Raw genomic sequence first — 5,020 nt, forward strand, 5'->3', positions numbered from 1 at the left:
CGAGCGCACGGTGAGCTTCGCCATCGGCCAGGAGGTCGGCACCGAGCGTGGGGCGTCCCGGTCGCCGACCCGGCGCGGGATGCTGCCAAACGGGCCCCGGTCGCCGGCCAGCGCGCAGGTGTCCAGACCGGTGAGCGCCCGCCGGCCGGTGCCGGACTCGTCGCGGACCAGCGGGTAACGGGGATCGACGGTGCCGGTGCCCAGGTCGAGCAGTCGGTCGGCGGCCCGCCCACGGGGCAGCGACTCCGTGGTGCGCAGGGTCGCGGTCACGCCGACGGCAGTGCAGGACGGCACGTCGACCGGTGCGCTGAGGCCGTCCGCGATGGTCAGCGCCCGGTCCTGCGGCCCGAGGAGGGTCTGCACCCGCGCCGACACCAGGTAGCGCCGGCCGCCGGTCGTCTGCACGGGCAGCACGTCGGAGTAGACGAGGTAACCGGGATCGGTGTACTCGGCGGCCCGGGTGACCTCGTACCGGTCACCTTCGCGAGTCAGTTGCAGCAGCCAGGAGGCGCTTTCGCCGGGCACGTCGGCGGCCACCAGCGCCACCGGGGCGCCGTCGACGCGACCCGAGAAGAGGATGCCGGACGAGGGCAGGTGCGCGCGGTCGTCGGCCGGCGACCGCCAGTCCCGCACGGCGGCGGTGACCGCCGCGGTCGCCGCGGCGTCGCCGGAGAGGTCGCCGCGGGGCGGCCACACCGTCAGCGCGCCGTCCAGGCTGTCGTACCCGACCCGCAGGTCCTGCGGCTTCCGCTCGGCCACCGGACCACAGGCCGTGCTTGCCAGCAGCGCGCTCAGCAGGACGGGAAGCGTCCTGCCGTACCGACGGCCTGGAGTCACCTGGCCCGCCCCCGATCGCCTCGCCGTCGCTGTCGGAAAGCGCCATAGTACGAGATGTCCGGTGCGGTTCCTCAGGTGGCCGTCACCCGATCCGCCACAATGGACACCACCGGGGCTTTAGGGCGTTTTGGTTGCTCCGGTAGACTCCGCCGACTGTGACGCCTGCCGAGTCCCGCGCCCTGCCCGCGCCGCACACGGAGGCGGCAGCCGACTCCGCCGACCTGGTGAGTTACCGCACACCTGTCGGCCGCTTGACCGGCCCGCCCGCGCTGACCGCCCCCACCACGGACCCGGCGCAGACCCCGGCAGCGCCCGAAACACCGGCAAAGCCCGACGCGCCGGCAGCGCTCGAAGCGCCGGCACAGTCCGAGGCGCCGGCAGAGCCTGGAACACCGGCAGCGCCCGAAGTTCCGGCCGAGCCCGAAGCGCCGGCCGGGGGTGCGGTGTCGACCCGGGTGCGGTGGACCCGGCGGCGGCAGCACCTGGCGGTGGGCGGGCTGTTTCTGCTGGCCGCGCTCTGGGTGACCAGCCGGATCTGGCTGGACCCGTCCGGCCGGGTGGCCTCGCTCTACACCGGTGACCCGGCTCAGGTGCAGTTCTTCCTCGCCCACTCGGTACGCGTGGTGCTGCACGGCGAGTACCCGTTCTACACCGAGCAGTTCAACTACCCCGACGGCGTCAACCTGATGGCCAACACGGCGGTGCTGGCGCTGGGCATCCCGATGGTCCCGGTGACGTTGCTCTTCGGACCGGCGGTCTCCTTCGTGGTGCTGGTCACGCTCGGCCTCGCCGGCACCGCCATGGCCTGGTACCTCATGCTCTCCCGCCACCTGGTGCGCACCCCGCTGGCGGCGGCGGTCGGCGGCTGGTTCTGCGGGTTCTCGCCGGCGATGCTCTCGCACGCCAGCTGGCACCCGAACATCATCAGTCAGTTCCTGCTGCCGTTCATCGTGTGGCGGGTGCTGGTGCTCACCCGCTCCGGTAGGCCGGTTCGGGACGGGGCGTTGCTCGCCGTGCTGGTCACCGTCCAGGCGTTCATCAACGAGGAGATCCTGCTCTTCACGGCTCTGGCCTGCGGTGTCTTCCTGCTGGCGGTGCTCGCCCAGGAGCCGGCCCGGTGGCGGGCGGCGTGGCGGCCGCTGGGCGCCGGCGTGCTGACCTGCGCGCTGCTGGCCGGGGCGCTGCTGGCGTACCCGCTCTACGTGCAGTTCGCCGGGCCGATGGCCTACCACGGGCTCAGCGACGCGGTGCAGGACTACGGCAACGACATCGCCGCCTTCTTCGCCCCCGGTTCTCCTACCCTCGGCGGCAACCAGCGAGCCAACGCCAACCTGGCGCCGAACTACTCCGAGGAGAACGCCTTCTTCGGCTGGAGCCTGTCGATGCTCGCCATCGGCATCGTGGTCTGGCTGCGCCGGGAGCTGATCGTCAGGGCGCTCGCGGTGACCGGCCTGTTCTTCGCCGTGCTCTCCCTCGGCGAGCGGGTCTCCTGGTGGGACCGGGAGCTGATCACCGGGCCGTGGGAGTGGTTGGTCCGTCTGCCGCTGCTCGACGCGGTGGTGCCGACCCGGTTCGGTCTGATCACCAGCGTGGTGATCGGTCTGCTGCTCGCTCTCGCCGTCGAGCGGGCCTGGGCGCTGCGCCCGGCCGACCGCCGTACCGTCCGCGTGCTCACCGCCGCGGGCCTGGCCTTCGCGCTGCTGCCGATCGCACCGATGCCGCTGCGGATGGTCTCCCGGCCCCCGGTGCCGGACTTCATCACCGCCGATCGTTGGCGGGCGTACGTCGGGCCGGATCAGACGCTGGTGCCGATCCCGGTGCCCAGCATGGGCAACACGCACGGCATGCGCTGGGCGGCGGCCACCAACCTCGACTTCAAGATCCCCGGCGGTTACTTCCTCGCGCCCCGCAACGGCAACACCGGTGACCCGGGCCGGTTCGGCGGTCGCCCCAGCGGGGTGGGCCAGATGCTGGAGGAGGTGGCGACCACCGGGCGTACGCCCAAGCTCGACGACCGGCAGCGTCGGCGCTTCACCGACGAGTTGCGGCACTGGCGGGCGGCGATCCTGGTGCTGCCGGTGCGGCAGCAGAACGCCGAGCCGCTGCGGCGGACGGTCGAGGAGCTGGTCGGCCCGGGCCGCCAGGAGCTGGATGTCTGGGTCTGGGACGTCCGGGCGCTCAGCGACCGTTCGGTCTGATGACCGCCGGGACGACGTCCCCGAACCCCCTGTCGCCGGCGACGGTCGGCACGTCCCGTCCGGCCTGGCTTCGGGACGCGCTGGTGGTGGCCGGCTATCTGGGCCTCGCGGTGGTGGTGACGAGCGGGCAGTGGGGTCACCCGTGGCGGTTGTTCCACCAGGCGGGTGACCAGATCCTCTTCGAGTGGATGTTGGCCCACGCGGCCCATGCGGTGGTCGCGGGGGAGAACCCGCTCTTCAGTACGGGGTTGAACGCGCCCGACGGGGTGAACCTGATGGCGAACACCTCGGTGCTCGGCCTGGGCGTCCCGCTCACCCCGGTCACACTGCTCCTCGGCTCGCAGGTGGCGTTCTGCGTGGCGGTCGTCTGCTGCCTCGCGGGGACGGCCGTCGCCTGGTACGTGCTGCTGCGCCGTCGGCTGGTCGGCACCCGGGCCGCGGCTGCGGTGGGTGGGCTGATCTGCGGCTTCGCCCCGGGCATGGTCGCTCAGGCGGGCGCCCACCTGCACATCGCCGCGCAGTTCCTGGTGCCGGCGATCCTCGCCCTGGTGTTCCGGCCCGCCTCGGGCGTCGCACGGGACGACGTGTGGCGGCCCGGCGTCGGCCTCGGGTTGCTGCTCGTCTGGCAGGTCTTCATCGGCGAGGAGGTGCTGGTCTTCCTGGTGCTCGCGGCCGGGGTCTTCGCGCTGGCGTACGCGCTCGCCGACCGGGTTGCCGCGCGGCGGCACGCGCCGGCCCTCTTCGGTCGGCTCGCGGTGGCGGCCGGCGTGGCGGCGGTTCCGCTGGCGTACCCGTTGTGGTTCCAGTTCCACGGTCCGCAGCACTACACCGGGATGGCGTTCGCCACGCAGGGCTTTCAGCTGGACGTCGCCTCGTTCACCGCGTCGGCCCGGCAGACCGTGCTGGGCGACGACTGGCTGCCGGGGCTGCTCTCGCCGAACCCGACCGAGGAGAACTCGTTCTTCGGCCCGGGTCTGCTGGTGCTCGCCGTGGTGATCGTGATCTGGTTGTGGCGACGGGCACTGGTCCGGGCGTTGGCCGGCTGCGGCGTGGTCTTCGCCCTGCTCTCGCTCGGGACGACGGTGCGGTTGAACGGCAACGCCACCGGCCTTCCGGGGCCGTACCGACTGGTCGCGGAGCTGCCTTTGCTCGACCTCGCGGTGCCGGCCCGGTTCGCGCTGGTCTGCGTACCGGTGCTGGGTGTGCTGGTGGCGCTCTCAGTGGACCGGGTCCGCGCCGCGCACCCGGCGACCGCGCCGGGGTTGCCGGTACGGCTGCTGTGGGCCGGGGCGGTGGCCGCCGCGCTGCTGCCCCTGGCGCCGACGCCGATCCGGGTGGTGCCGGTCGCGCCGGTGCCGGCGTTCGTCGCCGACGGCGACTGGCGTGCGCTGGTGCCGCCCGGCCGGACGGTGGTCGCGGTGCCACCGGTCACCGGTGCCGGGCGCAGCCCGGTGATGCTCTGGTCGGCCCGTACCGGTCTGGCGTTCCCCGCGCCTGGTGGCTACTTCATCGGCCCAAGTGGCCCGGACGACCCGACGGCCCGCTGGGGCGCGCCGGACCGGCCCACCTCGGTGCTGCTGCGCCGGGTGGCCGAGACCGGCGCGGTGCCACCGCTCAGCGACGCCGACCGCCGCCAGGCCATCGAGGACCTGCGGCACTGGCGGGCGGCAGTGGTCGTCCTCGGTCAGCTGGAGCACGGCGACCCGGTCCGCCGGACTGTCGACGACCTGCTCGGCCCGGGTCGGCCGGTCGACGGCGGGTGGGTGTGGGACGTGCGGGAGCGCGTTTAACCCACCAGCGGGCGGACGTCCCAGACCCAGACGTCGTCGACCCGCTGCGGCGGCCCGATCAGGCCGGTGACCAGCTCGCGGAGCACCGCCTCGCGCGGGTGTGCCCCGAGCACCACCACCGACGCCCGCCAGAACCGCAGGTCCTCGATGGCCTGGCGGCGGTTCTCGTCGGTCAGCGCCGGAACCGCGTCCTTG

The 5,020-nt window shown here is 73.5% G+C and carries 3 protein-coding genes and 1 pseudogene; 2 read left to right on the forward strand and 2 right to left on the reverse strand.

Annotated elements, in window-relative coordinates:
• Positions 1-798: hypothetical protein (locus KBX53_RS21890; protein WP_247676013.1), on the reverse strand; the 798-nt coding region annotated here is incomplete at its 3' end.
• Between the two features lie 482 nt (positions 799-1,280).
• Between KBX53_RS21890 and KBX53_RS21895 the strand changes: the two genes are divergently transcribed.
• Both KBX53_RS21895 and KBX53_RS21900 read left to right on the forward strand, forming a co-directional pair.
• Positions 1,281-3,035, forward strand: a complete 1,755-nt coding sequence (locus KBX53_RS21895) for a hypothetical protein (protein WP_210861344.1) — start codon at positions 1,281-1,283, stop codon at positions 3,033-3,035.
• Positions 3,035-4,825, forward strand: coding sequence for a hypothetical protein (locus KBX53_RS21900; protein WP_247676012.1), 1,791 nt, complete (start codon positions 3,035-3,037; stop codon positions 4,823-4,825). The genes KBX53_RS21895 and KBX53_RS21900 overlap by 1 nt, the downstream gene beginning before the upstream one ends.
• On the opposite strand, the pseudogene KBX53_RS21905 reads toward KBX53_RS21900, so the two are convergent.
• Positions 4,822-5,020: pseudogene (locus KBX53_RS21905) on the reverse strand (hypothetical protein); the annotation flags it as partial. The gene KBX53_RS21900 and the pseudogene KBX53_RS21905 overlap by 4 nt on opposite strands.

This window comes from Micromonospora sp. M51, from assembly GCF_018070305.1.
GTDB classification, from domain to species: domain Bacteria; phylum Actinomycetota; class Actinomycetes; order Mycobacteriales; family Micromonosporaceae; genus Micromonospora; species Micromonospora parva.